This window comes from Pseudomonas sp. CFBP 13602, from assembly GCF_014842725.1.
GTDB classification, from domain to species: domain Bacteria; phylum Pseudomonadota; class Gammaproteobacteria; order Pseudomonadales; family Pseudomonadaceae; genus Aquipseudomonas; species Aquipseudomonas baltica.
In genome coordinates this window covers 104,098-129,400 of record NZ_JACYVT010000009.1, presented here as the reverse complement: position 1 = coordinate 129,400, position 25,303 = coordinate 104,098, and the positions used below count along the sequence as shown (strand labels likewise).

At 53.4% G+C, this 25,303-nt stretch carries 17 protein-coding genes and 2 pseudogenes; 9 read left to right on the top strand and 10 right to left on the bottom strand.

Going from position 1 to position 25,303, the window contains the following annotated elements; all coding sequences use genetic code 11:
* Positions 1 to 172 precede the first annotated feature (172 nt).
* Positions 173 to 469, top strand: a pseudogene (locus IFU31_RS18870) (integrase core domain-containing protein); the annotation flags it as partial.
* Positions 470 to 472: 3 nt separating this feature from the next.
* On the opposite strand, the gene IFU31_RS18865 reads toward IFU31_RS18870, so the two are convergent.
* The 3 genes from IFU31_RS18865 to IFU31_RS18855 all read right to left on the bottom strand — a co-directional run bounded on the left by IFU31_RS18865 (position 473) and on the right by IFU31_RS18855 (position 8,864).
* Positions 473 to 1,366: a hypothetical protein gene (locus tag IFU31_RS18865; RefSeq protein WP_244657707.1), complete on the bottom strand. Its 894-nt coding sequence runs from the start codon at positions 1,364 to 1,366 to the stop codon at positions 473 to 475.
* Positions 1,367 to 1,711: 345 nt separating this feature from the next.
* Positions 1,712 to 8,338, bottom strand: a complete 6,627-nt coding sequence (locus IFU31_RS18860) for a DUF3320 domain-containing protein (protein ID WP_192104143.1) — start codon at positions 8,336 to 8,338, stop codon at positions 1,712 to 1,714.
* 175 nt (positions 8,339 to 8,513) lie between these two features.
* Entirely contained in the window at positions 8,514 to 8,864 is a 351-nt protein-coding gene (locus IFU31_RS18855) for a hypothetical protein (protein WP_192104141.1), read from the bottom strand.
* 1,416 nt (positions 8,865 to 10,280) lie between these two features.
* On the opposite strand from IFU31_RS18855, the gene IFU31_RS18850 reads away from it, so the two are divergent.
* The 4 genes from IFU31_RS18850 (at position 10,281) to IFU31_RS18835 (ending at position 15,543) form a co-directional block, all read left to right on the top strand.
* The gene (locus IFU31_RS18850; protein ID WP_244657706.1) at positions 10,281 to 11,579 is read left to right on the top strand and encodes an SIR2 family protein; all 1,299 of its coding nucleotides are present in this window, start codon (positions 10,281 to 10,283) and stop codon (positions 11,577 to 11,579) included.
* A complete protein-coding gene (locus tag IFU31_RS18845; protein WP_192104139.1) occupies positions 11,576 to 13,288 on the top strand; it encodes an ATP-binding protein in 1,713 nt (570 codons plus the stop codon). Before IFU31_RS18850 ends, IFU31_RS18845 begins: the two co-directional genes overlap by 4 nt.
* Positions 13,289 to 13,640: 352 nt before the next feature.
* The gene (locus tag IFU31_RS18840) at positions 13,641 to 14,699 is read left to right on the top strand and encodes a hypothetical protein (protein ID WP_192104138.1); all 1,059 of its coding nucleotides are present in this window, start codon (positions 13,641 to 13,643) and stop codon (positions 14,697 to 14,699) included.
* A 34-nt stretch (positions 14,700 to 14,733) separates the two neighbouring features.
* A complete protein-coding gene (locus IFU31_RS18835) occupies positions 14,734 to 15,543 on the top strand; it encodes a hypothetical protein (protein ID WP_192104136.1) in 810 nt (269 codons plus the stop codon).
* 289 nt (positions 15,544 to 15,832) lie between these two features.
* Here the strand turns inward: IFU31_RS18835 and IFU31_RS18830 are convergent, their stop codons facing one another.
* The 4 genes from IFU31_RS18830 to IFU31_RS18815 all read right to left on the bottom strand — a co-directional run bounded on the left by IFU31_RS18830 (position 15,833) and on the right by IFU31_RS18815 (position 18,293).
* Complete coding sequence (locus IFU31_RS18830; RefSeq protein WP_192104134.1) at positions 15,833 to 16,459, bottom strand: HAD family hydrolase; 627 nt, start codon at positions 16,457 to 16,459, stop codon at positions 15,833 to 15,835.
* 44 nt (positions 16,460 to 16,503) lie between these two features.
* Positions 16,504 to 16,893: a DUF6957 family protein gene (locus IFU31_RS18825; RefSeq protein ID WP_192104132.1), complete on the bottom strand. Its 390-nt coding sequence runs from the start codon at positions 16,891 to 16,893 to the stop codon at positions 16,504 to 16,506.
* Between the two features lie 46 nt (positions 16,894 to 16,939).
* Entirely contained in the window at positions 16,940 to 17,290 is a 351-nt protein-coding gene (locus IFU31_RS18820; RefSeq protein WP_244657705.1) for an outer membrane lipoprotein-sorting protein, read from the bottom strand.
* A gap of 274 nt (positions 17,291 to 17,564) precedes the next feature.
* Positions 17,565 to 18,293 (bottom strand): metallophosphoesterase, encoded by a 729-nt coding sequence (locus tag IFU31_RS18815; RefSeq protein ID WP_192104130.1) that lies wholly within the window; start codon positions 18,291 to 18,293, stop codon positions 17,565 to 17,567.
* 200 nt (positions 18,294 to 18,493) lie between these two features.
* On the opposite strand from IFU31_RS18815, the gene IFU31_RS18810 reads away from it, so the two are divergent.
* The 4 genes from IFU31_RS18810 (at position 18,494) to tnpC (ending at position 21,645) form a co-directional block, all read left to right on the top strand.
* Positions 18,494 to 18,973, top strand: coding sequence for a helix-turn-helix domain-containing protein (locus IFU31_RS18810; RefSeq protein WP_192104128.1), 480 nt, complete (start codon positions 18,494 to 18,496; stop codon positions 18,971 to 18,973).
* A 433-nt stretch (positions 18,974 to 19,406) separates the two neighbouring features.
* Positions 19,407 to 19,724, top strand: a complete 318-nt coding sequence (gene tnpA / locus IFU31_RS18805) for an IS66-like element accessory protein TnpA (RefSeq protein ID WP_191999909.1) — start codon at positions 19,407 to 19,409, stop codon at positions 19,722 to 19,724.
* Positions 19,721 to 20,056, top strand: a complete 336-nt coding sequence (tnpB, locus tag IFU31_RS21700) for an IS66 family insertion sequence element accessory protein TnpB (RefSeq protein ID WP_192104126.1) — start codon at positions 19,721 to 19,723, stop codon at positions 20,054 to 20,056. The genes tnpA and tnpB overlap by 4 nt, the downstream gene beginning before the upstream one ends.
* 62 nt (positions 20,057 to 20,118) lie before the next feature.
* A complete protein-coding gene (gene tnpC / locus IFU31_RS18795) occupies positions 20,119 to 21,645 on the top strand; it encodes an IS66 family transposase (RefSeq protein ID WP_191999907.1) in 1,527 nt (508 codons plus the stop codon).
* Positions 21,646 to 21,714: 69 nt separating this feature from the next.
* Here the strand turns inward: tnpC and chrA are convergent, their stop codons facing one another.
* From chrA to gmtX, 3 genes and pseudogenes are all read right to left on the bottom strand, one after another.
* The gene (gene chrA, locus IFU31_RS18790) at positions 21,715 to 22,914 is read right to left on the bottom strand and encodes a chromate efflux transporter (protein WP_420893211.1); all 1,200 of its coding nucleotides are present in this window, start codon (positions 22,912 to 22,914) and stop codon (positions 21,715 to 21,717) included.
* A 443-nt stretch (positions 22,915 to 23,357) separates the two neighbouring features.
* A pseudogene (locus IFU31_RS18785) lies at positions 23,358 to 24,519 on the bottom strand (IS3 family transposase).
* A 120-nt stretch (positions 24,520 to 24,639) separates the two neighbouring features.
* Positions 24,640 to 25,248: a gamma-mobile-trio protein GmtX gene (gene gmtX / locus IFU31_RS18780; protein WP_192104124.1), complete on the bottom strand. Its 609-nt coding sequence runs from the start codon at positions 25,246 to 25,248 to the stop codon at positions 24,640 to 24,642.
* Positions 25,249 to 25,303: the final 55 nt, after the last annotated feature.

Genomic DNA, 25,303 nt, shown 5'->3' with positions numbered 1-25,303 from the left:
TTGAAACTGTAGTGGTCTAATGAAACCGGACACCCATTTAGGCGAGAATGCTCGCCATAGAGAGGTGTCCGATGACCAAGCAACGCCGTACCTTCACCCCCCAGTTCAAGCGCTAAGCTGCCAGCCTGGAGCTTGACCAGGGGTACAGCCACGCCGACCAGCAAAGCGCTGACAGGGCAGCCAATATGGGAGCAGAGCTTTCCGCCAGAGGCTGTCGCGATTTCGCTTTGAACAAAGCATGAGTCAGCGTGGTAACCGCCACGACAATGCACCGATGGAGCGGCTATTTCATAGCTTGAAAACTTACTGGATACCGACGATGGGCTACATGAGCGCTGCGCTGGCGAAGCAGGATATAGGTCGGTATCTAATGCAGCAGTACAACTGGCGGCGACTACACCAGTTCAATCGAGGGTCTACGCCTGCGGTCGCCGAGGAAAAACTTAACTCATTGTTCGGGATCACTTGACCACTACAAGGTCGTGGTCAAGGCGCGAGCATCAACGGCAGACACCGGTGCGAATCCAGCTCCCTTCTTGAAGCTCATGTTGTGCACGAAATTCTTCATCGCGTCTGATGGATCTATCGAATCGAGATTGAGCCTGTCCACCGTCGACCGTGAGAATGCAACGCTCAGAATAGGCCGCTCCTCCATATGGCCTGTTGCGCCGTTCAGCACATCATCCAGAGCAGTGACAATGACTATTTCATCGGCCAGTACGGCCATCAGCTCTCTGGCAACGCGCAAAGCACAGCTGCAGACGTAATCCTGGTGTATCTCGTTGAATCGTCCAGTGGGCATGGCCTTGGTAGATAGCTTGCCACTCTTCAGCAGAGACTTTATCTCCGTCGGAATCACTTCTGAGCCGTGGATAGCAAGCTTGGCTTCCAGCACACCGTTCTCATGAACAACAATCTCTATGGATGAGCCAAGGTGTGAAATTTCCGAGAAAGAATCAAATGCCTCGATGGCATCAAGCTTCGCTTGGTAATCGCCGCTCAGGATACGCAAAGCCATGCCCCTTTCCTCCCTCCATTCAGCGTGCTCTGTGTTCCAATCGGCGAGTGCGACCTGATAGCGCTTCTCGTCCTCAAGCTTTGCCACTCGAATCTTTGCTACCAAATCTCGACGCTTGCGAGCTTCTAGTTTGAATAACCGAACGAGCAAATTCGGGCTATACGTAGTCGACGCGTGCGTGGCTGCCTGCTCAAGCGATCTGGAGCTCTCAGGCTGCAGAGGCTCAGGCTTTGAAAGCAACCGCTTCCAATTCACAGGCTTCTCGCATTCTTTGTGCATCGACATCAAGATTTCGAGATGATTTTCGTATACCTCAACTTCATACGCTGCCTGCTCAGGCGCTTCCATTTTGGCGTACTCGTTGTGCCGCTTCTCAAGCTCACGTTGCCGACGGTGAGCATTGCGCTCTGCCCGCCTTGCTGATGCGTGCAACGAACGTACAGTCCCTTTCCAGCCCATCACGATTCTCCCTATCGCTCATGTGATGGCACATTAGCATAGGAAGGCATTCAAGCTAAATGCCCTCCGCCATCACTATGAAATCGTCAGCGCTTCAACTGGTACAACGCCATGTCAGGACACCGACATTCCTTGATGAAAATTCAGAACCGCGCCCTACGAATCTGTAGGCCCGACGCATCAGGGATGATGGATGGGCCAGAAGCGGATGATCCGAATACCGTTTGGTTGACATCACTCAGATGCGAACTGGATCGCCTTCTCTATTCGCTGACGTCCGGCATGCGCAACTCTACCAACGCCGGCCTCCTTGGCTACCGCATAAATAAGTGTTTCGCCTTCGTGGCCTTGATCAACCATCTCACGAACAAGTGCAGCCAGCTCCGGCAGGCAGATCTCCCCAAGGCTACGCATTGCTCCTTCCTCATCGGGACGTCTGAAAATGACGCGCGACTTTTCTTCCAACTGTACCGGCCAGAAGAACGTGCCTGTCTGCTCCTCTTCGTGAAAGCGAAATTGGGAACGAACAATTCGGTCAACGCGCTCGCGGATACGTCCGCCAGCTTTAGCCCAGCCGTGAGCCCGAGCAATACGTCTGGTCAACGCGGCATCCAAAACAGGCCCTTCTCTCTCCACAACGTACGCAATCATTTTCTCCAATGTCGCGGTGTAACCAACATCGAAAAATCTGTCGGGATCAACTTCGCCGATAGCGGAGCGTAAATCGCTTTCTCTATAGATCAGCCGCTCTACCTTTTGCGCAAGCACGACATCTTCCAGTGGAGGAACCGCTGATGCTCGGGCGTACTTGGGCTCCGCTATTGCGCCCATAGGATCATTGGACTCAATGATTGTAGGAGTGATAGAACCGACTACAACCTGGTCTAGGACTTCAAGCTGTTGCGCTGCGGCTGTATCTGCCTTCAGACGTTCCGCTTCTTGCGCAGCATCGATAGCAGCTTGCTTGGCCCGCGATACGACAAGAAGGGCGTTCAAGCGCTGGTGCACCTTCTCGGCGGTACCGAGCGCATCAACCCACCAATCTGTCGACCAAATCCTGACAATTTCCCAGCCCAGGCCACGCAATACGAACTCACGAAGCTTGTCCCGATCTCGCGCAGTTGCGCTGCGGTGGTAAGTAGCACCATCACACTCAACCCCCGCCAGGAACCGGCCTGGCGCATCTGGATCGACCACGCCCAGATCAATTCGGAATGAAGAGACGCCGATCTGCGTGACAACCTGCCACCCTTTCTTAGCAAGAGCGGCGGCGACCGCTTCCTCGAACGGACTATCAAATCCACCTACGCTACCAAGGTTGGCCTCTACCAAAGCCTGTGGCCCACGCTCTGCAAACTCAAGGAAATGCTTGAGATCACGTACGCCTACGGACTGCGTCCGAGCGAGGTCGATGTGCTCAGGCCGTAAGGTCGAGAACACTACCAATTCCTGCCGTGCGCGAGTGATAGCAACGTTCAGCCGGCGCTCCCCTCCCGGCCGGTTCATCGGGCCGAAGTTCATCGACATCACGCCGGCAGCGTCCTTACCATAGGTGGTCGAAAAGTAGATGATGTCTCGCTCATCACCCTGAACGCTTTCAAGGTTCTTGACGAAAACGGGTTCGAGCTCGGACTCAGCGAAATAGGGCTCAAGTGACGGGTCTTTACAACATGCATCGTCGAGCATGTCCATGATGAGCTTCTGTTGCTCACCATTGAAGGTGACCACACCGACCGTGTGCCCGCTCTCTCGGAAGGCTGGCGATTTCAGACGGGCCACAAGATCAGCCACCAGCGATCTAGCTTCAATCAGATTAGTACGCGAACCGCCTTTGTCATACACCCCAGCAACAGGACATAGGCGCACCGCTTTGTCCGTTGTATGAGGTGACGGGAACGTTACCAGTGTAGAGTCATAATACCGCTGATTGGAGAACGTGATAAGGCTTTCATGGCGGCTACGGTAGTGCCAATTAAGCTTGCGCATTGGCAGGTTTGCGCTGATGCATTCATCCAGGATGCTTTCAAGGTCGGCCTCCACATCCTCATCGTCAGCCGTAGATTCAGCGCGACCAAAGAAAGAGGTAGGCGGCAGCTGCTTAGGATCGCCTACCATCACCACTTGCCTTCCTCGCGCCATGGCGCCGATGGCATCCCACACCGGAATCTGTGACGCCTCGTCAAATATGACCAGGTCAAAAGGAGTAGAGGCTGGAGGCAGGTATTGAGCGATTGAAAGCGGACTCATCAACAGACATGGCGTCAACTTTGTCAGAGCATCTGGCGCACGAGTAATCAGCTCTCGCAACGGAAGATGCTTGGTCTTCTTACCCATTTCGTGACGCAGAAGCCCCCACTCCGAAGACCTGCTGACACTTTCCTGGCTAGGTAAATCAGCGCAGAGACGGGCTCTGAGCAAGTCTTTGGTGAGCTCTGTGAATTTGTCGTCCAAAGCTCGGAAGTCGCGGATACGTTGTTCGTGCTCGACGCTTACGAATGTGCGGATCACATCGTCCAAATCCACTGTGGTGTTAAGCCACCAGCGGGCGTAGTTGACTTCAAGAACTCGACGAACCTTCCCGGCGGTTACTGCCCCAGTTTCCATGGCCTGAACGATAGAACCCAAGCCAGCCGCAAACGCATCATCGCGTACTTTTCTCCACGCACACCATGTCTTGAGCTGAGGCTCACAGGACACTACGGCCTCACAGTTTTGCCTGAGATCGCTCAACGATAAATGAGCGTTTTGCCCAACAGCTGTATCTGTGAAGTGACCTGCCGACGTCAACTGCGAAGATCGTTTCTGCAGAATCTCCAGTTTTTCACGGAGTTGGATTCCTGCTGAGGTTATCGCGCCTTCCGGCTCAAGCAACGCATTGCCGTCGCCCAAGAGAATTTGAAGCGCAGCTTTATACGCGGCTATTTCCTCAGGATTCTGGACAAGCTTTGCTAGAGCAACAGCAATCTGACCTTGGAAAGAGACAGCACGGCGTGCGACATCAACTTTAGTCTTCAAGTCGAGCCAGATCGGAGTCAACTCGCGCAGATCTGCAAGGTCAGCCAAATCACGTTCGATCAGCGATCGCACCTTGAGGAGCTCAATGTCATTTTTGAAGACGTTACCGCAGCGACCTTGTTCTACAGAAGGATGATCATCCGCGAGTCGACCACGCTCTTCTATTTCACGTCGCTCTGCTTGAAAACGCACGGCTGCCGTGAGTACATCGATGTCGGTGCTCAGTCCACTCCAAAGAGCCCCGGTGCTGGACGATAGATCATGAAGTTGCTGGATTTGAGCATCCAAACGCACCAAGCTGCGCATCCGATGAAGCTGCGCTTTGAGTTCCTCGCCCAGTTGCCCCTCCTCGACTGTTTGAAAGTTTTCATCAATCCAAGAGTTGGATTGCTTCTGAAGTCGAAGAGCTTTTTGCACGTTGATCGCCGTCGTTAGCCGTGTTGCTACCGATTTGGAGCCTTGCCAAACAGCGACACACTCATGACCTGGCTCCAGTACCTCGATCGCTTTACGCACAGACCGAATTTCCACCCAAGTAGCCAGTTCTCTGCCGTCATCTACCTCGCCTTCAGCGGTCTGCATGGGTGCTAGTAATGTAGAGATACGGCGCTTGCCGAGCCAAGATTTAGGCCAGAACGATTCATCAGCGTCCTTCCACTCCCGCCACAGCAGATCAACATCTACCGACTCAATAGCATCACTGTAAGTTGCGTTTAACTGCTGCTTGAGCGCCTCCATTTCGCTAAGCAACTGGACGGCTTGCGCGAGCACCTCTGTGACGCTCTCCGGCCAGGAGGGACGTAGCTCGGCATGGAGCAGACGACGCTGCTGCAGCAGGTCGATCCCCTCCTTTACCTGCGCGACAACGCGTGATGTCCATACAGGCGACAGTTTTGTATTAATGTCCCTATGCTGCTCAACCCACAGGCATCCTTCAGTAAGACGTGAGCTAACCGCCCGGGCATCAACTCGCAATGCGAAGCGCCAGTCATGTCCTGCAGCCATTGGAAGACATTCAGATAGAATACTCAGCCCTTCGAGTCCCGTAGGCGTATAGGGAGTAACAGGTAAGCGCGTCAGTTCCACGAAGCGGTCAGATGATCGTTGTACCTCCAAAACGGCTGGTAACACGTCTCGCGCTGCCTGTATGAACTGCTGTTGCCAATGCGTTGACCACTCAGACTGTCCAACCGCAGAGAGAGCGTTTCCAGCGAGTTGGTCGTAACCAACTGCTTGAGCATTTACCTCAAGACGGTCGCCCAGTTCCCGTATCCCAAGCATGTCTTTACGGTCGTGGACGTCAGGGGAAGGCCATGCCAGCGAAGCGACAGGCTCATCAATGCCCGATGTCACCGTACCAATCGCATCGTAGATGGCATAGCCATTGCGATGGCGACGATGTAGACGCTCGACATAGATATTGAGAGTCTCGCGCAACCCAGCAAGCCGCTGTGCCTCCAACTCCCATGCGGCAGCATCAACGTGGCCCTTCGCTTCCCAAGCTGACTGTAGCTGAGCGAGAACATCTGTTTTGCGTGCTTTACTCGAATGCAACTCTAGACAGAACTCGCCCAGACCGATTTCCCGCAAACGTCGGTAGACTACGTCCAAAGCGGCGATTTTCTCGGATACAAAAAGCACTCGACGTCCCTGAGCTATGGACTGGGCGATCATGTTCGAGATCGTTTGGCTTTTACCTGTACCTGGGGGGCCGATGAGAACAAAGTCCTTGCCCTTTGCTGCAGCCATTACAGCCGCGAGTTGAGATGAATCTGAGGGTAGCGGGCAAAAGACGTCTGTCGGACTGTAATCGCGATCAAGGGCCTCTGCCTCCGGAAAAGGAGTATCAGAGGGGAAAGAATCGCGAGGTGTATCGAGAAGGTGCTGAACCACTGGGCTTTGACGCAGGTGATCTGCGTTCTCGGACAGATCCTTCCACATAAGGTATTTCGCGAAGGAGAACATCGAGAGGACGACGTCTTCATTTAGCTCCCAACCGGGAATATCTTTGATGGCATGGCCAACCTTCTTCCACACGCCGGAAATATCCAGACCAGAATCATCACGAGGTAGCTCGTGCTCCAGCGAGCCGAGACCAAGCTCAAAGTCTTGTCGGAGCATCTCGATCAGCGTGGGATTGAATATAGGCTCATCATCGTGAAGCACCATGGTGAACCCAGAGCGCGCGCTTCTGCGCTCCAGACTGACCGGAACAAGCACGAGTGGAGCCTTGTATTTCTGACCTGCCCTGTCCTCTCGTGTCCAGCTCAAAAAACCCATGGCTAGGAACAGAGTGTTGGAACCACCCTCCTGCAATGCGGTGCGAGCTCCCCGGTACAGTTCGGTAAGCCGTACGTCCATTTCATGAGAGCTTAACGCGACGAAGACCTCTTTACGTCTGAGAGCATCTTCAGCATGACGACGGCGGACATCTTCACGTTCACGTTGCTCATAAAGCACACGCTCACGCGGATCCGCACCATCCATTAGATCTGGCCTGGTCAGCAGCTTCAATGACTGACCACTGGCCAGAATGTCTTCCAGCGCGCCGGGATCTGGTGATTCCAGTTTCAGCGCCCGCTTACCAGTCTTGAAATTGAGGAGGTTATTACGAAGCGAAAGATCAAGAAGCTTGCGCTGCCAACGACCCAGGCGATCTGCAGGGTCTAGCTTGGACAGATCTTCGACTTGAACCTCTGCATTCTCGTCAGAGAAGCCCACCCCCTCCTCGACCATCAAAACCGGAGCAGCATCAGACTCTTCTGAAACGACATGCGCCGGCTGGGCTTCGGAACTGGCTAGCGGCTTGATTCTTTGGAGACGAGCACGACGGATGTCGAGCAACATTTCGAAGTCGGACTCAACGTCCTCGGCAATCTGCTTCGTTCCTCTTTCCACTGCGTAAGAGAATGGGGGAATCGGGTTCTGAGTAATGAGTGTGGTTTCGAACAACACAAGCTCTTGGAGTTTGACCCGCTTGCGTACGGCTGTGACGTCATCTACAAGAACGGTAGTGAATTCCTCGGGTTTCAACCAAAGGCCGGCGAACGCGTGCCCCTTCGTAAACACGATCACGGGATTGAGACCGATCTGTTCAAGCGCTGCGCAGAAGAGCAGGGTCAGATCGAGACACGTGGCCAGTCCGGAATTCGCAATCTGGCTTGGGCTACGAACTTTTTGCCCTGTCTGTTCGAAGCTCGCTGGTGGAAGCGCGTAGTCCAGCTTCATCCTTGCGACCGCTCCCCAGACTGCTGAGGCCAGTTGCCACGCTCGCTTTGAGCCTCCTTCATAGCCATCAAGCGATGATGACTTGTCACTGAGGCGAAGCAGCTCGGCAGTCTGCTTTAACAGCCGCTCAACTGCAGGGTCATTGGGTTGCACAAACGCGGCAGTCATATCAGGTATGTGCCGCATCCCGCCCCACTGATTTCGCGGAAGAAGATCGACGATTTGCTCTGTGCGAGCGATCTCCTTACGGCCCTGCGCAGCGTCTTTGTCATCAGCTTCAAGCACGAAGGTAAAGGTCGAAAGCTCTGCTTCCGTCAAACGATTTAGCAATGGGCCGTCCAGGACAAGATCAAGCCCTGGAATGACTCTGAAGCTGACTGCTGCGATCTCATCAATGCGCCACGTCTTGGGTTTGAATACCTCAGGCTCAGAAGACAACGTAAGCGTCGCGTTGAGAAATCGTGAGGAAGTCTCGTTCAAGACGCGAAGCTCACGGATAACCGGAATGGCATTTTGGAAGTCTGCCAGATTCAGCTTCGCCACAAGCGTCGCAAGAATCTCTATTTTTTTAGGTGGGATTTCAGCTTGCGGCGAGAGGGGCTGAACGACGTCGTCCATGCGCAACCATCCTTGTCATGGGCCAAGGGGGGTGCAGGCGAATACCTGGCCAAGAGCCCTCCTGAGCTAGTGGCTCGATGATAGCGCTTCTGGCCAAGGTAGTAATGAACCTTTGGTCGCGGATGGGTATGGCTCGTTTGCTTTGGGATCTTCATAGGCGCCGTAGCAACGACTTCTAAAGCCCCAAATCGCCAGCCATCTGGTTATCAATAATCGCATCCGATGCTAGAGAAGAAGACAGAAGGTGGTGCTGCAGGATTCTGTAGATATGTTCCCTTAACCGAGCTCGAACAGGAACATAGGGGTCGGCTTCCTGCCAAGATGACATAGCTGCCCCACTAGCGGCCATGCCTAGCGAATAGACACCATATGGGCCGATGTCGGATGCATACATGCGCTCTGGAGCGGAGTACCCAGGCGTGCGTCTGTAGCTCCCGACTGCATCAGCAATCAACTCGAAAAATGCACGCTCAGGCATGCTTCGCTGCGCGGTGATCCATATTTCCGATTCCAAACGATAATCCATCTTCAGCTCCAAACTCCGGACGCACTGGTGCGTATCAGTTGTGCTGAGCCCGACGATGAAATTTTTTCGTGTATAGAAATCTCGTTTTGTGATCAAAGAGAAGGAGGCGGCTACGCCGCCGAATGCCGACTTCCCCTACCCAACAAGACCCACTGGCGCAGCTGGATCCTTAAGCCCGCAACGGCAAAGCCAAGATCAGAAGCTGAGGCAAAGGGCAAAGGGCAAAGGGCAAAGGGCAAAGCATGAAGCAAAACCAAGAACAGTGGCTGTGCAGGATCAGTGTGAGTGGGGCATGCACGAATGCAGCTTTTGTTTTGCTCTCAAATATAAGAACTCCGTCTCGTTTGAAAATTTTCAAGGGGGTGGGGTCGAAGAAAAGCGGGCAAACCCGACAAACGGTATACTCCTGAGCACGGTATGTCAGCTTGTCGAACTTGGAGCAATCCTCTATATTGTGTCCAGCTAGCATAAAAACCACTACATGATGTGCCAGGCTAGCTATCGTTGACGTTTATCTGCAAACCCTTCAGATGTGTTCGGGAGATATCGTATGACTGACAGACGCCCTATCAACAAAAACGTAGTCGTTCCAAAACCGGGGGGTGGCACACAGCCTCGCTCTCGTAACAACGATGGTCAGATCCGTGACAAGCGGAGCGATGCCAAGAAACCGAAGTAGTCATTTGAGACCTTTGCAGATGGAGTGAAGCCATTCGCTAAGGTCTCATTCATCAATGTCCGGCATCAAACGAAGGTGTAGAGCATAGGCATGGTCTGACGGATATCAGGTGCGCAGCCTTGTGCCTCCGTAACCACGCCAGGATGTTGTAGCAGTCAGCATGACCAATGCAGCAGTGATTCGCTGCATAGCCTGCGGTCTGAGTTCCTTAGACCGAAAACCTTTCCGATGTGCCTCCAGCGGAAGGATGTGAGGTGTACGCGGCGTCCGCATCGTCCAACAGGTTGGCCCAGACCTTTTCCGGTAGTGCCTTCAACTCGGCACACGCTGTGATGTACGCGGTGGCAGCGCCAAGACGGAAAACGGCTTCCTCCGTAGATTTTGCAGAGCTGATAGCATCGATTCGAAGCATTGCTTTTCGCATAGCAAACTCTGTGGTGCCTAGGGTCTCGATTGAGTCCATTCGTTACTCCAGTGTCGGGTCTGAGATAACTGTAACAATTCAAGAAAATCGTACCCCATACACTTGGCGCCGCCGAGGGCAAGCCTATGTGCGCATTGGGCATTGTGCCGGTGCTGCTTATAAGAATTTTGATGTAGCCACATGATGTAGATCTTGCTGATGATGCTATAACCATCCGTTGACCTCTTACAAGTAGGGCGTCTGTTGCGGGCAGCCCCAGCTCAGATGCTGCGTCTGGTCGGCAACCGCATTACATAAGACAAGGAAGGCGCTGATGCCCAATGAGCCTGCTTCTCCAGTTACTCCCAATGCACAACCAGCACCACCGCAAGCCCACCCTACGTCCCCGCCTATTGCGCTGGAACAGAATCGCAACGGTCTGCAGGCTTACCTCCCTCCAGGAGGCGAATGGTTGCCGCTCAATGCTGACGCCTACACGATACTTAACGGCGAGCCGCCTACAGAGCCAAATCAGACAGCGCAGCATCGCTCGGCTTTGGGAGATATGTTTGCTCATGCACTCCAGGTTCCCAATCTCGGCTTCCTAGCAGGGAGCGGAACATCCCTTGGCCAAGTGGGAGGGCCCAGCATGGGATACCTCTGGAGCCAGGCAATGTGCGAGCCACCTTCAGGCCCTCTGACGCATGCTGCTGCCAGTGTTATGGGCAAAGTTCGGTATCCCAATGGATCGACGAACATTGAGCATTTCCTGTCACAGTGTGACGCCTATCTATCGTTCAACGACGACCTTCAAGTTCGCAGTTTCGTAAGCGATGTTAAGGCGATAATTCTTGATGCCTGCTCGACGTTCCTGCAGACACCTCAGTCAGACATTTCTGCATATCGCCACCTCCTACAAAAACTCGCCAGGCGTCGAGTGCGAGATCCAAGGCTGAAGGTGTTCACCACCAATTACGATATGTGCTTTGAAACAGCTGCATCAGATTTGGGCATGGTGGCGATCGACGGGTTCTCCTACACGAGAAAACGCAGGTTTGATGGCAAACACTTCACGTACGATATTGTACGAAGAGATGCAGATGCCCACGAATTCACTGAAGGTGTCTTTCAGCTTCTCAAGCTCCATGGCTCCGTCAGCTGGAGCCGCGAGGGCCTAGAGATTTTTGAGGATGCCGCACCGACACCAGCAAACGCTTGCTTGATCTACCCAGCGAAAGGCAAATATCAACAAGCATTTCTGCAACCTCACCTGGAACTGTTGTCGCGTTATCTGGAATTTCTTCGTCAACCCAACAGCTGTCTAATGGTGGCGGGTTTTGGCTTCAACGATGATCACCTGTCGGAGCCCATTTACTCTGCTATCCAATCAAATCCAAGCTTAAGACTCATCTTGTGTGATTTTCAGTGCATATCTCACGTGCACAACCGGGGGTTTTACGGCTCTAGCCCCTACTGGGGTCGATTCCATGATCTGGCTCGACAGGGGTTTGACATCCACTTCGTCAGCGGTACGTTCACTGATCTCATCAGCCATATCCCTCATCTGCGCACTGCCTCGCCGGCAGAGCAACTCGCAAACGCTGTAAGGCGCATTGGAGCCAACCACTCATGATATCGCTCGACGGCATACTCGCGAGTAACATGAAAATTGGCGTGGTATCGAGCGTCAGTGCCCAACTGATAAAAGCCAACCTGGCGCACGCAGGCAACGTCAGCGGCCAATACCTTGGGGAACATAGATACGGGAGGGGGGAGGTCGGTGAGCTGGTTCTCATCGAAGGCCAGCAAGCGGTACTGCTAGGCCGGATCACTGAGGTCTCTCTCCCAGATCGAGATCGAACCGAAATCTCGCAGGATTTTGCGGGCAGCCGCCAAGTTGACGCTATTGGTTTCGTACGATTACTGGGCTCCGTAAACCCACAAACGTTGAAGATAACAGCGGGAGTCAGCTCATATCCTCGCTTGGGAGATCGCGTTTACTCAGCACCGAGCGCGTTCATTTCTCAGATCCCGCTACTCACGTCAGCAGGAGTAGATGGCGCCATTCCGAGTGTCTCACTCAATCTTGGTCATATAGCAGGCGATGGCGGCTTTCCTATATCCGTGACCCCGGAAAAAATCTTCGGGCGACATTGTGCCATCCTAGGTTCAACGGGGGGCGGGAAGAGCTGGACGACATCGAAATTGATTGAGGAATGCCGCAGGTTCGCATCGAAAGTCGTTCTAATTGATGCCACCGGCGAGTACCGCTCTCTAGAGGGGCCTGACACTGTTCATTGCCACCTTGGAAATCCAATATTCCGCTCGCAAAACTCCACCGAGGTAGGGCTTCCACCAACCAGCTTTACAGAGAGCGATTTCATCGCTCTCTTCCAGCCTTCGGGTAAAACGCAGGGCCCAAAGCTACGCGATGCTATCAAGAGTCTCCGACTTGCCACGCTGGCGCCAGACCTTTTTCCTCAAGGGATCGTTCGGAAGGTCGATCAACCTCGAGCGCCCTATCAAGAGGCAATGAATCGCCCAAACCATGCCAACCTCGTTGATAGCCCGAGCCAACCATTTAATCCAAAACTGCTGGTACGACAGCTCGTTCAGGAATGCTGCTATCCTAATGCGTTCAATGACTTAGAGCGATTCGGCTCGGCGAACAATGAGATATCCCACTGCTCCTCCTTAATGACAAGAATTCTGGGCGTGATGGGATCTTCATCACTGAACAGCGTGTTCAATCCACCCCAACAGGCGGGCGATATCGTTGAGCAACTAGATGCCTTCCTAGCAGGCGACAAACGCTTATTCCGAGTGTGTCTGAGCGCTGTGGGATACGAGTTCAACGCCCGAGAAGTCATCGCGAACGTGCTCGGAAGACTTCTCCTGCAGCGAGCGCGAGCAGAGGTTTTCAGGGATCGACCACTGATCGTTATCCTGGACGAAGCCCACAACTTTTTGGGCAAAGCCATAGGTGGGGATGACGATCTACAGCATCTAGATGCGTTTGAGCTGATTGCCAAAGAAGGTCGTAAATACGGTTTGAACATCTGTCTTGCAACCCAGCGCCCCCGCGACATTACTGAGGGGGTGCTCAGTCAGATGGGAACACTGCTGGTTCACCGTCTTACCAACGACCGCGATCGAGAAGTGGTCGAGCGGGCTTGCGGCGAAATTGACCGCTCAGCGGCTGCATTTCTGCCGAACCTCAAGCAGGGTGAAGTCGCAATGGTAGGTGTCGATTTTCCAATCCCAGTAACCATTCAGATTGGACGCCCCACTCAACCCCCGATTTCAGATGGGCCAAGTTTTCAGGCCAGATGGGCAGTGTAAGCGAGGTGGCTGTACACCAGGGAGAGCCTGATTATCGAGCTTGGTGCTGACCGGGCAGATCATTGCGTTTGGCCGTCTCTTGTCAGCGATGCGTGCCTTCATAGCGGTACGGTATTTGCCTAAAAAATGGCGGATGACAGCCAGAATATCCATCAATTTGACCGGCATATTAAGTGGCCTTTAATCGGCAGAAATCGGCCATAAGCGGTCATCTGATCTCTAAAAGTCGGTGCAAATCAGAACAAGACGAAGGCTATGCACCAAGCCTATAGGCAGGAGCAAGTAGAACTGGTGGCTTGATAGAAGCGTTTGTGCGTAAGATCAAGTGTTCAGGTAAAAGGAGCGATTTGGGATGAAACCATTGCGGCGACACCGCGACCGCCTACCCGTTCTAGGCTGCTGGCCACAGCAGTGGATCAAGGATGACGCTGTCTGGCATATGTTTGAGTTACAGCTGAAACCGGACGGGAATGTTGCTTGGTATCTTCGTGGCGACGACGTCGCCCATGGCGGCTACGGCTCGATTACCTATCAAGATTACGACGCTGCTGTAACAGAGGCCAAATCCACAAATCTCCTGCTCAAGGATGCGGTAGAAGATCTTGCCTTACCGTTTGAACAGGCCGAGTCGATCCGCTTAAAGGTGCAGAAGGCGCTGACAGCTGAAGAACGGTTGATGAGCGAGGAAAGGCTCATGTTGATGGAAGCTATCAAGCGTCATGTAGCGGATCCTCGACCTCGATTGGAAGACCTCACTGTTTTGGATGGTAGCGACGTCCTACAAGCAGAGCTGCACAAACGCCTACTGCAACACCCTTATGTGCAACTTGTATTCTTGGCGCGGTATGGCGTGCGTCTTGAGCGTGAAGGTGACTTCACTTGGCGCGTCATTGGAGCGAACAGTCACAAGGTAGGCCTTTACGCTTACCGCGAGAAAGTTGCGCGTGGATTTGGGATGAGCGGTACTGATCACTGGGGCCAAACTAAAGCTGCCATCCGCGATGCGCTTCTTCCTCGCGCAAATAAGCTACTGCACCTTGCCAGCGTGAAACTTTTGCTCGCAGACGCGCTGCGTCGGGGGCAGCAGGTTTTGATCGTGGGTAGTTTTGTATTTTGGTACGAGGATAGCAATGTTCCGCATTGGGTCGTCAAACAAGTTGGTATATCGGGCAAGTCAGAGACGGGCGATACAATGTGGCTTGAAGGTACGATTCTATCCAAAAACCATGGCCGAATCGTAGTGTTGCCATACATTAAAGAAAACGGCGAACGAGTGCAGGGGCACACCAAAAACGCACCGCATGATGGTAAAGCGCTGCCACGTCATCGTAACGATTATGTGGAACTCCCATTTGAAGTGTTGGATGGGGATTTAATGTACAGTCTATTCGGTGAGCTGAAATACGAATAATAAATTAGCAGGTATTATCTCCGGAGTGAGAAAATTGTTAAAGCCACATACTCAGTTGATTTGCGTTCACCATATGTGCAATCCAGATGATACCAACGAGGTTGTTCCGACACCTGACAAACGGTCAAACAAGCCATTCGGCATTCACGAGACATCTACAAATAAAACAGCTTTCTTTCAAAAAATAATAAAGCCAAAAATTGGGCCCGTCACAATCGCATTAGTGATCCCAAATGAAATCACCTTATCATTAAGCGTTGCCAACAAGTCATTAAACCAAGCAAAGAGGAGAAAAAGTGCTCTCGAACGGTTATCAAAATCCACCGAGTCTATCTACGATAAAAATGTAGGCCTTGCATACGATTACCTTGAGAGCATACAAACAGCGATAATTTTCGCGTACAAGGCGGTAGAGTCATTTTGCAATGCGACAATTCCTGACTCATACGTATACAAAAAAACAACGAGCAAATCCACAGACCATTATAACAAAGAGCAAATCGAGCGGTGGATAGCCACATCAGAAAAGGTATCAGCCATATTGCCGTCAATCTTAAAATGCCCGCCACCACAATCTCAAAGTTTTTGGTCTAACTTCAAAAACCTTGAAAGACTAAGAAACGAAATTATACATAGCAAATCGAGCAATACAAATGCGATATTGGAAGAACTATTTGCGGGGGCCGTATACCAATACACACGGTCAGCGGGTATGTTGCTAGAGTTTTTCATATCTATCGATCCATCAAATCCAATCTTTCCACTGGGTTTTGGAAAGTCTATGGTGCGAGTGCTTAATGTCGAAAAAGCGGAGGATGTATTAGGAAAGATAAAAGACGATTAATCAGCAACCTATTTTTTTGATACACACGCTGTTCCCATCTAGAGTTGCTCCGCACAGAAGAGTGAAGCTTGTTAGATAGTCTTGACCTTCCAATGAACGCCTTGGGTCGACTACTGCCGGTCAAGGACACGAGGTGTACTGGTTAGATCCAATGCAAAAGTCTGGTCAGATCGAATGCAAATGACTGGTCAAAGGAATTGCAAACGGGTGGTCAAATGGCATGCACTTCTCCGCTCAGAAATTAATCAGGGGTTATTGAGCGAAAAGAAGGGACTCTGGGGTCGCGGTTCTAGTCGAGCACCAGCTCGACGAATTGCAGAAGGTTATTGACTGGCCCAGAATCGGCCCTATCCAGATGACATCCCATAATTCCAACCAACCTTGGGCCATCCCGATCGCATCGCTTCGAATCGCCGATCATCAACACACGCCCTGCCCCGTTCCCAAAATAGCATCCCGGCTCGATGTTCATTTGGTTGCAAATTGTTTGGTAGATTGCAGGATTGGGCTTCATCACACCGAGCTCACAGCTGAATGCATACCCATCCATATCTGGAAAAAACTGCCTGACCACGGGGACGTAAGGGCTAGCAAGATTCGAACAGATGCCCACTTTCAGCCCAGCCTCTTTCAACTGCTGTATGGCTACGAGCGCATCGGCGAAAGGGGTGATCGATGATAGCTCCACCTCCAATGCTTGAATGAGCTTGTCATGCTTCGATGGCGAGAGAGCTATGCTGAGGTATGAAGCCAATTCCAAGAAAGACAGGTTCATCGTCATCGCGATATGAAGCGCCGCTGGGTCGAAGCTCATCCCCTGCCGACGACCATGCTTCAGGAGTTCACGATAGGGATTTGTTCGTTTGCCAATTTTCACCACGGTGCCGAAAGCATCAAATATCACCCCGCTGATCATCTGTTCTTCCTCCTGGGCTTACAAACCCTCTTGCGCACCCCTGTTTAGAAAAGGCGCACCACAGCGGACAATGACATGGTCTTCCTTCGCCCAGGCCCAAGCAGCACGTAGAGCTTGTGTGCGGTCTGAAAGAACATTCCGTCGTTGAACTCAACAAGCGGCGTTGACCGAAACCAATGATGATTGGCGCTGCTGGAGCTGTCGTACAACGCGTTGAACACGAGCAGCATGACGGGCTGCTGTCCTTCGCTTGCAAGCTCCTCTGTGATGAGGTCAGGCGCATCCAAGTCAAGCCATACCCAATCTTCAACCACGCAAAAACTCTGGCCTGGAAATAGATTTTTGGTAATGCGAATGGCCTCATGAAGCTCGACACTGCTTCCTTCCATGACTGCACTGGGGCCGATGATGTCTTGCACGTCAATATCGGACATAAACCTCTACTCCTAGAAATCGTCATCCCTGCGCGCCAGAAAGCGTTCAGATGGTTTTGCCCCCGGGCCGGCGTTTGATCGACGCGTCGCTTTCTGAAGGGTACTGCCACGGGGCTTCCTCACCGACAAGGACATAGGCACTTCCAGTAGATGTGAGAGCTATCCAATAACCAGCAATCTCCAAAAAATCTGAGACTACAGAGGTGCGTATCAAACGCCCGCTCTCGAAGCGTGCCTTTCGATCAAAATAGACAACGCCTTCAAAACAAAAACCGCACAATTGAGGGCAATACAAATAGCCGGTAATGGCCACTCCAAAATTGATTTTCGCTGCCTCGTCTACCGAGCGCGGCACAGTCATCTCGTCATGCCCCAGACCCGTGATGTCGAGTGACAATCACGTAGTGGTCTTGGCCGGAGCGGCTTCGTACCAACGAAAAGCTTCCTACCTCCGTCAAACAGACTACCGGAGGAGTAACGATGGTCGTGCCATCTCGGATGGCTCCAGATTGAACACGATGCGCACACGCGGCGTATCGGTCACCGACAGGGGCAGCATCAGTCAGATAAGCGTCAACCATGACCCCCCAGTCAATCTGATGGGCTTCCTCAAGCTCGCTTGAGGCCTCGTGTATCGCTATCGAAGACACCACCTCTACCCTCCTATTCCGTCAAATAATCTCTACGATCTTGCCCGGTGCAAACCCTGTCGACTCCCCTGGGTATCCCCGCTGGTTCGAAACAACTCGACATCCACCGGCCTGGACATCAATCGACTCGTGGGTATGTCCGAAAACCCAAAAATCGGCCTGCTCGACAAGACCATGCCAACTGTTGCAATACGCTGCCGTCAGATGCCCTTCATGCCCACCCCCGACTTCAACAAGAGGCGAATGGTGTGTGATGACAACGGTGCGTCCTGAGAATGGCCTACTCAACTCCTGCGTTAGCCATTCCTTCGCCTGTCGATTTCGGCATATCACATCGTCAGGGCGCAGACGCCGGTAGTTCGGGCCTGCACGTATGACTTTGAAATCCGTCATCGTTGCCCGCGCCATCGACGTTGCGGCAATCATGTCCCCGGTCGCCGTGAAATCAGTCCAGCCGGTTGTGCCGAAAAATCTGGTTTGATTCCAAACAAAAGTGTCGTTTTCTAACAGATGAACGTGAGGTGCCGCTGCAGATCGAGCTTTGTCGATCAGCCGATCAAAATGCCCCCCGTAGAATTCATGATTCCCCAGCACGTAAAGCACATCGCAGCGAAATGTATCATTTGCCCATTCGACTCCTCTCGTTTTGGTGTGAATGTCACCCGCCAGAATCACAAGGTCGTAACCATCTGCCGCAGGGCTGAAATCGCAGAACTCAACGTGAAGGTCGGACAGGACGTAAGCCCTCATACGGCGGCATCCTTAAAGTCGTTTTAGGCGTAAATTGATTCGCTCTGCTCCCAAAGCGTTGACTCGCGCTTTTTTCAGTAGCGGTTGCCAGGAGCGCCTCGATTGGAGTGCAGCATAACCCGATACATCCATTATTACCATAATCCTCTGTTTAGTGGCTATGCGCATCTGTGGCTATATCCTCGTTTTTTGGGATGCCTATGCACCTTAAAACCGAGCTAGCAGCATCGCTGAGGGCGATTCGCAAGCAACGTGGCGTAGGCCATAGAAAACTGAAAGGTGAAACGTTTCGTACTACCCTAGCGCTTCTGGAGCGCGGGGAGACAGACATCACAATCGGGAAGCTTGCGGAGATTGCTGAGGCGCTGGACTTCGATATTGTCGCCCTCTTGGCCCTTTGCGTGTCTCTGCAGCGCGGGGAGTCGTTTGAGACTGCGCTCGCTTGTGCTCACAATCGGCTGGCGAGCTTCGCTACGTCGGGCGGGCTCGATCTGGTTCAGGCCCAACTGGAAGGAAACCAGTTGGCAAAGCGACCATTGGGCTACCCGCTGAAAGCACAAAACCGTGAGGCGGTACTGACGCTCAAAGCTCAAGGGAAGACCCGGGCGGAAACTGCTGCCGCCCTAGGTATCCCCTATACCTCCGTGCGTAGATACTGGAGCTCGGACTCAATCTCGTAGCAATGCCGCCGCGTCGTCTGTCACTTAAAAAAGGCATGGCGTGTTGCACTTCATCGCGTGCGGTTGGAACGAATGATCAGGAATTTCACGTTACTCAGGTGGGCTTGATGGCGCTGTGTGTCACATATCTTGCAGCGCCTAGATCGCCGTTTGTCCAAGCAGCGGAGAAAGCATGATTTTTGGGCATAGACAAAGGGCTGGGGCTGCTCGCATTACAGTGATGCCGAAGCCGGATCCTGCAGATATACGGAGCGCGATGTTCAGGCACCGCTCCGCAAACCGACCGCCCAAACGCCTCATACGATCCTAATTATCCCAATGCGCCGATTAGAAGTAAGCGTTCCGGGAACACACCTTACGAACTCCAGCATTAAGGGCGATGGTGTCCGCGTATTTTAAAGCGGACGCAATAGCCCTTAACGTCAGGATTTCCATGCGCCAACGAAGCTCTTATCCAAAACCCTTCAAGGCTCAGGTTGTTCAGGAATGCCTGCAACCTGGCGCAACGCTTCCCAGCGTCGCCATCCGCCACGGTATCAACGCCAACGTAATCCGCAAGTGGTTGCCGATTTACAGAGACCAGCCACCAGCAGCCTTGCCAGCTTTTGTCCCGCTAAGAGCCAGCCCTAAACGTCCGGAAGAAACATCGGCGACTATCGAGCTGCCGCTTGGCGGGCAAACACTCACAGTGAAATGGCCAGCTTCCGACCCCGAAGGCTGTGCCCGCTTTGTCCGTGGACTCACCCAATGATTCGCATCGACGCCATCTGGCTCGCCACCGAGCCCATGGATATGCGCGCCGGCACTGAAACTGCGCTGGCCAGGGTGATTGCGGTGTTCGGTGCGGCGAAGCCGCACTGCGCTTATCTGTTTGCCAATCGGCGCGCCACTCGCATGAAGGTACTGGTGCATGACGGGATTAGCGTCTGGCTGGCCGCTCGCCGTTTGAATCAAGGCAAGTTTCACTGGCCAGGTATCCGACAAGGCTGCGAGATGCAGCTGAATACCGAACAACTTCAAGCCTTGGTTCTGGGCCTGCCTTGGCAACGGGTTGGAGCTGGCGGGGCAATCACCATCCTTTAAAAGGCTGTAATTAAGACCTAAGCCTGCTGCCGCAGGCGGTCTGCTTTGGTAAAATCCAAGGCATGACTTCTGCGCCCAACCTCGATCAAATGACCCTCGATCAACTGCGTGCATTCGCTGCGCAGTTGCTGTCGCAGGTCGACACGATGGGCAAGAAGATCCATAGGATCGAAATAGTCAACGAACAACTCACCCACGAAATCGCAGTGCTCAAACGGCACAAGTTCGCCAAACGCAGCGAGCAACTTAGCCCTGACCAGGGCAGCTTGCTCGACGACCTGCTCGACACTGATATCGCGGCCATCGAAGCGGAGTTGAAAGCGGCCAATCCGCCGACTGCACCGACCGAACCCCGTCAGCAACCCAAGCGTGCGCCTTTGCCGACGCAGTTTCCGCGCACAGTGATCCGTCACGAACCTGAGAATATGCAGTGCGCATGTGGTTGCCAACTTCAGCGCATCGGCGAAGACATCAGCGAGAAGCTCGATTACACGCCAGGCATGTTTACCGTCGAGCAGCACATACGCGGAAAGTGGGTCTGCCGACAGTGCGAAACACTGATCCAGGCGCCAGTACCCGCACAGGTAATCGACAAGGGTATCCCGACCGCAGGCCTGCTGGCTCATGTGATGGTGGCGAAGTTCGCCGACCACTTGCCACTGTATCGGCAAGAGAGAATCTTTGGCCGCGCCGGCCTGATGATCGCCCGTTCGACGCTGGCGCAGTGGGTTGGGCAAACGGGCGTGCAGCTTCAACCCCTGGTCGATGCGCTCCGCGAGGCGGTGCTTGCCGAGGGAGTGATACACGCCGATGAGACTCCGGTTCAAATGCTTGCGCCAGGTGAGAAGAAAACCCACCGAGCGTACGTCTGGGCTTATTGTGCCACGCCGTTTTCGACGCTCAAGGCTGTGGTTTATGATTTCTGCCCAAGCCGAGCGGGCGAGCATGCGCGTAACTTCCTCGGCTCTTGGAATGGCAAGCTGGTGTGCGATGACTTTGCGGGTTACAAAGCAGGCTTCGAGAAAGGCATGACCGAAATCGGCTGCATGGCCCACGCCCGCCGCAAGTTTTTCGATCTGCACTTGGCAAACAAAAGCCAACTGGCCGAACAGGCGTTGCACTCGATTGGCGGCTTGTACGAAGTTGAGCGCCAAGCGCGAGACATGAGTGATGAGGATCGTTGGCGAATACGCCAAGAAAAGGCTGCACCGATAATCAAGGCACTGCATGACTGGATGTGGGCCCAGCGAGATCTGGTGCCCAGCGGATCCGCCACGGCCCGAGCCCTGGATTACAGCCTTAAACGCTGGGTAGCGCTGACGCGCTACCTCGACGATGGGGCTGTGCCCATCGATAACAATCAAGTCGAGAACCAAATCCGACCATGGGCCCTAGGGCGCTCGAACTGGTTGTTTGCTGGATCGCTACGCAGCGGAAAACGGGCGGCGGCAATCATGAGTTTGATCCAGTCCGCTCGCATAAACGGGCATGATCCGTACGCTTATTTGAAGGACGTACTCCTACGCCTGCCGAAACAACGGGCGAGCGAAATCGCAGAGCTTCTCCCGCATAAATGGTCGCCCGTGTAAGCACGTAAAGTTTGCTAGGCTGACGCTAAGGAGCGAGTGCGGCTAGCCGTCTTGAGTTTGCTAGCTTCCCTAAAAAACTTTGCTTAGCCCCCATCCGAGCAAACCACTGCATAGGACGACCAACCACGGAGGCACCTTCCAAAACATTAACGCAACTACGGCCATCAGCGCTAACCCAAAGTCTTGCGGTTTGAATATGGCACTCGTCCAGATCGGGTTGTATAAGGCCGCCAAAAGAAGCCCGACCACTCCCGCGTTAACTCCCGCAAGCGCCGCTTGGGTGCGCGAGCTATGACGCAGCTGCTCCCAGAATGGCAACACTCCGATCACCAGCAGGAATGAAGGCGCAAATATAGCGATGAGGCAAATCGAAGCGCCCAACCAACCAGAAGGCTGGACGTTCATGGACGCACCGAGAAATGCTGCGAAGGTAGAAAGTGGGCCCGGCACGGCCTGTGCCAAGCCATACCCAGCCAAAAAAGTGTCGTTGGCAACCCAGCCGTTGGGTACCGTCGCCGCCTGGAGTAACGGCAGGACGACATGCCCCCCACCGAATACTAATGAGCCAGCACGGTAAAAGGCGTTCACCATAGCCAGAGTTTGAGAAGGCCAAACCTGAATCAATAATGGTAGGCCAACCAATAAGCTGAAGAACAGCACCAGCGACATTACCCCCACCTTCCGGCTGACCAAGATCGGCAAGGATTCCGCAGCCAAGCCTTGAGTGGGCTTAAACAGCATCAACCCGATGACGGCGGCGCATACGATCACTCCAATCTGCCCCAATGCATTGGGCCAAAGGAGCGCAGCGCAAGCAGAAAACGCAGCCATGGTTACCCGAGGTACATCGGTGCAAAGATTGCGAGCCATTCCCCAGACTGCTTGAGCAACCACAGCGACCGCGACGATTTTAAGCCCGTGTAATAGACCGTTAGGGAAAGCACTTCCCCATGTGGACATGCCCTGAGCGAACAGAACCAAAATTATCGCCGATGGCAATGTGAAACCTGCCCATGCGGCGACGGCCCCCGAAAACCCGGCTCGCGATAGTCCCAGCCCTATGCCCACCTGGCTACTCGCCGGCCCCGGAAGAAACTGACACAGTGCGACCAAATCAACATAGCTGCGTTCGCTGAGCCATTGACGCCGAGCAACAAACTCCTCTCGGAAATATCCCAAATGCGCAATCGGGCCTCCGAAAGACGTTAAGCCCAGCCGCAAGAACACCAGAAACACCGACCATGCGGAATCTGTCGTAACCACCCTGATATCACTTTCTGCTGACAATACTCGTTCTCCCCAAAGTGGCTGCTGTAGTTTGAGCGCCAAATACAATTTAGGTAGCACTCTACAATTCAATCAGCCCGTTCGAGGAGTGACCCTGCACCGATTCAGAGAGCCACACCAAGGCCGTGGTCATTTAAATTACTCCAAGTTAACGACGTAGGACATAAGCAGTGCGTTGGTCACCCTGTCCGCTTGGCAACCATTCGCGCCACGCGCCTGGATAAAATGTCATCGCGATCTGCCCGAGATGTACCGATCTCGGTTAGAGGGCAGCCAGCGTTTGAGAAGGTGTCTTCACCGGCCGCTTACGATTAGAAAGCTGCTCTCCTCAGTAGACGATCTGGAACACAATAAGCAAATTTCGATGTTCGACGGCGAGCTGAGTGCGCATCTCGAAGCTTCACCGCTTGCAAAGCATGTAGTGGTCAACTGATCCCGGACACTGAATTGAGCTTTTCCTCGGCAATGGCAGGCGCCAAGCCCTCGTTGAACTGATGCGGTCGCCGCCAGTTGTACCGCTCTATCAGGAAACGACTGATATCTTCTTTAGCCAAGCGCCGCTCATGTAGTCCACCGTCGGTATCCATTCAGTTTTCAGACTGCGAAATAGCCGCTCCATCGGCGCATTGTCGTGGCAGTTGCCGCGCCGACTCATGCTCTGCGTGAAGCGGTATCTCCATAGTCTCTGGCGGAAACTCCGGCTGCCGTATTGGCTGCCCTGATCGCTGTGAAACAGCACATTCTGAGGCCGGCCACGCTGCTCATAGGCTATATCCAATGCCTTGATCACCAGGTCAGCGTCAGGCTTGGCTGAGAACGCCCAGCCTACGACCCGGCGCGCATAAAGATCGATTACGGCCGCTAGATAGTGCCATCGACCTTCGGCCCAAACGTACGCGATGTCACCGCACCAGACCTTGTTGGGGGATGCCACAATGAACTCTCGATCAAGTACGTTCGGAATATCAGGTCGCTCCACGGTAGACTTTTTGTAGGCATGGGAGCCCGGTTGTTTGCTGATCAGGTTCATCTCGCGCATCAACTTACGTACCTTGAAACGCCCGATTTACATGCCATCCTCTTTCATCATCAGCATGATGCTTCGACTACCCGCAGCGCTTCGGCTTTGGGTAAACAGTTCGTGCATACGGCTGCGCAAAATCACTCGTTCGGCATAAGGGGGACGGCGTTTTCGACAGTATGCGTAGTAGCAAGATCGGGTGACTTCAAATACCGAGCACAATAGATCAACCGGCTCTTCGGAGCGCAATTGATCGACTAACGCAAGCGCTCGTGTTCCTCGGCCATCAAGAGCGCGGTAGCCTTTTTTAAAATCGATTTCTCTCGTTCCAGGCGGTTGATTCGGGCTTCCAGTTCCTGGATTTTTTGCTGCTCGGGTGTCAGCGCTTTGCTGGTCGGTGTAACACCGCCTCGTTCCTGCTGGAGCTGATTGACCCACCGGCGCAGGGCCGATTCTACCAACCCGAGCGACTGTGCTGCATCGGTATAGCTGTAGCCTTGGTCAAGCACCAGGCTGGAAGCTTCGCGCTTGAATTCGGGGGTGAAGGTACGTCGTTGTCTGCTCATCGAACACCTCTATGTGGCAATCATTTTCGCCTAAAAAGGTGTCCGGGGTTAGTAGACCACTACAGCCCCAGTTCTCAATCTCGCCTGGCATGAAGGTGTCATTGCGACGCTGCATTTCAGTCAGAGGTATTTCAGGGCCTTCTCCAAAGCCGGGAGAGTTCCTGGATGGAATACCGTGTCCCCCTTGGCGTTAAGCACATCCCCCCTCTTCCCCCGCTCATATCTCCACTGCAGCAGGAAGCTGTCCGACAGCAAGAATGTGAGGGCCTCACGCTCGAACTCGTTCAGCTTGAAGTTTGGAACGACCTCAGACGACTGCCCTCGACGATCGTCGACCCTGAATTCAGTACCTGGAGGTATCAGTTCATTGAGCTCACGCCTTGCTTCAGCCAGTTCAGCAAGCGTGCGGTCAACGAGAATTCGAATCTTCGGATCTTTGATGCCGTCAACCCAGTCAGTGGACGACAATGTTTTTTTTGCCCGTTTACGAGTACCAGGGGCGTCCTTGAAGCACTTGATAAGGGCTTTGAAATTGTCGCCGGTTTTATTACGAATCGTCTGTGCACGGGGCCCTCCTCGGGTAGCCCCCACCCGGCCAATGTGCTCCGAAGTAAAATTCGTACCCCCAGCGTCCACAATCTCTTTGCAGATGGCATAGACGGCCTCCAAGGAGCTTTTTTGGCGTGGCGATTTTGCGCAAAGCAATGCCAGCATTTCTTCAGGCATCATTCTACCGACCCTCCAAATTCTGAATCTCAGTACGCGGTCGGTGACCCGACCGCTC

Coding starts and splice junctions, on each gene's coding strand:
- IFU31_RS18810 (WP_192104128.1), top strand. CDS start 18,494: ATGCACCTTAAAACCGAGCTAGCAGCATCGCTGAGGGCGATTCGCAAG.
- IFU31_RS18845 (WP_192104139.1), top strand. CDS start 11,576: ATGATATCGCTCGACGGCATACTCGCGAGTAACATGAAAATTGGCGTG.
- IFU31_RS18860 (WP_192104143.1), bottom strand. CDS start 8,338: ATGGACGACGTCGTTCAGCCCCTCTCGCCGCAAGCTGAAATCCCACCT.
- IFU31_RS18815 (WP_192104130.1), bottom strand. CDS start 18,293: ATGAGGGCTTACGTCCTGTCCGACCTTCACGTTGAGTTCTGCGATTTC.
- tnpC (WP_191999907.1), top strand. CDS start 20,119: ATGACTTCTGCGCCCAACCTCGATCAAATGACCCTCGATCAACTGCGT.
- IFU31_RS18825 (WP_192104132.1), bottom strand. CDS start 16,893: ATGTCCGATATTGACGTGCAAGACATCATCGGCCCCAGTGCAGTCATG.
- IFU31_RS18855 (WP_192104141.1), bottom strand. CDS start 8,864: ATGGATTATCGTTTGGAATCGGAAATATGGATCACCGCGCAGCGAAGC.
- IFU31_RS18865 (WP_244657707.1), bottom strand. CDS start 1,366: ATGGAAGCGCCTGAGCAGGCAGCGTATGAAGTTGAGGTATACGAAAAT.
- IFU31_RS18840 (WP_192104138.1), top strand. CDS start 13,641: ATGAAACCATTGCGGCGACACCGCGACCGCCTACCCGTTCTAGGCTGC.
- gmtX (WP_192104124.1), bottom strand. CDS start 25,248: ATGATGCCTGAAGAAATGCTGGCATTGCTTTGCGCAAAATCGCCACGC.
- IFU31_RS18830 (WP_192104134.1), bottom strand. CDS start 16,459: ATGATCAGCGGGGTGATATTTGATGCTTTCGGCACCGTGGTGAAAATT.
- IFU31_RS18850 (WP_244657706.1), top strand. CDS start 10,281: ATGCCCAATGAGCCTGCTTCTCCAGTTACTCCCAATGCACAACCAGCA.
- tnpA (WP_191999909.1), top strand. CDS start 19,407: ATGCGCCAACGAAGCTCTTATCCAAAACCCTTCAAGGCTCAGGTTGTT.
- tnpB (WP_192104126.1), top strand. CDS start 19,721: ATGATTCGCATCGACGCCATCTGGCTCGCCACCGAGCCCATGGATATG.